At 64.1% G+C, this 2,552-nt stretch carries 2 protein-coding genes and 1 pseudogene; 1 reads left to right on the top strand and 2 read right to left on the bottom strand.

What is annotated here, in order from left to right:
* Positions 1-243: pseudogene (locus ABI213_RS12260) on the top strand (3'-5' exonuclease); the annotation flags it as partial.
* Between the two features lie 103 nt (positions 244-346).
* On the opposite strand, the gene ABI213_RS12265 reads toward ABI213_RS12260, so the two are convergent.
* The gene (locus ABI213_RS12265) at positions 347-1,822 is read right to left on the bottom strand and encodes an NAD-dependent succinate-semialdehyde dehydrogenase (RefSeq protein ID WP_348007416.1); all 1,476 of its coding nucleotides are present in this window, start codon (positions 1,820-1,822) and stop codon (positions 347-349) included.
* A gap of 31 nt (positions 1,823-1,853) precedes the next feature.
* Positions 1,854-2,552: isocitrate/isopropylmalate family dehydrogenase (locus ABI213_RS12270; RefSeq protein WP_348027287.1), on the bottom strand; the 699-nt coding region annotated here is incomplete at its 5' end.

Consider the following 2,552-nt stretch of genomic DNA (forward strand, 5'->3'; position numbering starts at 1 on the left):
TACCCGCAGGCCCCTAACCACAAGTTAGGCACGCTGGTGGACTACCACCGCCTGCCCCGTGCAGCGCAGGCCCACCGCGCGCTGGCCGATGCCGAAATGGCCGCCCACCTGTTGGGCCAGATCCAGCACGACCTGCGCCAGCGCTGGGGTGTGGCCGCACCGCACAGCCAGATGCTGATGGCCGTGCAGCGCTGCGCCAAAGCGGCCGTGGGCAAGCTACTGGCCCAACACCAGCGCCGCTAGTTTTAGGCATCAAATAGGGCTCTAGCGCATATGTAAATTGCGGTGGCAGCTATTAAATGAAGAGCAAATATTTGCTGCAGCTGCTGCACGTATTGCAACCCAGCTAGGCCGACAAAGACCCTTGGCAGACGTACTTGAAGTGCATGTATTCGTCCAGCCCATGCGTAGAACCTTCACGCCCATAGCCCGAATCTTTCACACCGCCAAAGGGTGCCGCCTCGGCGGCCAAGGCGCCTTCGTTGATGCCGACAATGCCGCACTCCAGCGCATCGGCCAGCCGCCAGATGCGGCGTACATCGTTTGAATAGAAATAGGCTGCCAGCCCGAACGGCGTGGCGTTGGCCGCGAGGAGGACTTCGGCCTCGGTTGCGAAGCGGGTAACCGGAGCTACCGGACCAAAGGTTTCCTCGCACGAGCAGGCCATGCTGGCATTGGTACCCACCAGGACCGTGGGCGCAAAGTAGTTTGTGCCCAGCGCTGGCAAACGGGTGCCGCCGGTCAGCACGCGGGCACCGCCAGCCACGGCATCCTGCACATGGCGCTCCATCTTCTCGATGGCGCGGGCGTTGATCATGGGGCCGATGTGCGAGGCTGGATCGGTCGCCGGGCCGACCACCAGGGCACTCACCCGCGCCACCAGCTTGGCGACAAAGGCGTCGTGCACGCCAGCCTGCACGTAGATGCGGTTTGGGCACACGCAGGTCTGGCCGCCATTGCGAAACTTGGACACCATCAGACCTTCGACGGCAGCATCCACATCCGCATCGTCGAACACGATAAACGGCGCATTGCCACCCAGCTCCAGCGACAGCTTCTTCAGGGTGTCGGCCGAGCGGCGTGCCAGATGTTTACCCACGGGTGTGGAGCCGGTAAAGGTGATCTTGCGCACGCGCGGGTCGTCGAGCCACACGTCCACCACCTCGGGCGTGCGTTCGCGCGAGGCGGTGACGATATTCAGCACGCCGGGCGGCACACCCGCCTCTTCGGCCAGCTTGACCAGCGCCAGGGAGGTCAGCGGCGTGTCTTCCGCCGGCTTGCAGACCACGGTGCAGCCGGCAGCCAGGGCCGGTGCTATCTTGCGCGCGATCATCGCGGCGGGGAAGTTCCACGGTGTGATGGCGGCGATCACGCCCACCGGTTCCTTGAAAGCAAACATGCGCCGACCCGGCACTGGTGCCGGGATGATGTCGCCGCCAATGCGCGTGGCTTCCTCGGCAAACCATTCGACATAGCTGGCGGCGTAGAGCACTTCGCCCTTGCCCTCACTCAGGGGCTTGCCCTGTTCGCGCGAGATCAGCCGACCCAGGTCTTCTTGGTGGGCGATGATGAGGTCGTTCCAGCGCTTGATAATCTGCGCCCGCTGCTTGGCAGGCACTGCACGCCAGGCGGGAAATGCGGCCTGGGCGGCATCCACTGCGGCCCGGGCATCGGCCGCCGAACCATCGGGCACGGTGGCGAAGACGGTGTTGGTAGCGGGGTCGCTCACATCCAGGCGGCGGCCGTCGCTGGCTTCGCACCATTCGGTGCCAATCAGTTGGAGACCAGGCATCAAGTCCTGGCGTTGGAGGGTCAGTGGCATGGCGGTATGGGAAGTGGATGGAAAGAAAAAATCAGGCGGCAGCGACGTGCGCTGCGATGGCCATGCCGACCTCGGTGGTCGAGGCCGTGCCACCCAGGTCCGGCGTGCGCGGGCCGCTGCGCAGCACGTCTTCGATAGCAAGCACGATCGCATCGTGTGCCGCACGGCCCATGCCTTCGCCCCGGGTCAGGAAGTCGAGCATCAACGCACCCGACCAAATCATGGCGATGGGGTTGGCAATGTTTTTGCCGTAGATGTCGGGCGCGGAGCCGTGCACCGGCTCAAATAATGAGGGGAAGCAGCGCTCGGGGTTCAAATTGGCCGACGGTGCCAGGCCGATAGTGCCCGTGGTCGCCGGGCCCAGGTCGGACAGGATGTCGCCGAACAAGTTGGTGGCAGCCACCACATCGAAGCGGTTCGGCTGCAGCACAAAGCGCGCGGTGAGGATGTCGATGTGTTGCTTGTCCAGTACCACCTCGGGGTAGTCCTGCGCCACCGCGTCGGCGCGCTTGTCCCACCAGGGCATGCTGATGGCAATGCCGTTGGATTTGGTGGCCAGAGTGACGTGCTTGCGCAGCCGGCTTTGGGCCAGATCGAAGGCGAAGCGCAGCAGCCGGTCGGTGCCCTTGCGCGAATAGACCGATTCCTGGATCACGATTTCCCTATCGGTTCCTTCGTACATGATGCCGCCCAGCGAGGTGTATTCACCCTCGGTGTTCTCGCGCACCAC

The organism is Rhodoferax sp. (genome assembly GCF_039922535.1).
Taxonomy (GTDB): Bacteria; Pseudomonadota; Gammaproteobacteria; order Burkholderiales; family Burkholderiaceae_C; genus Rhodoferax_B.

What these genes read in the sequence shown, in the direction of transcription:
- ABI213_RS12265 (WP_348007416.1), bottom strand. Translation starts at nt 1,822, where the DNA reads ATGCCACTGACCCTCCAACGCCAGGACTTGATGCCTGGTCTCCAACTG.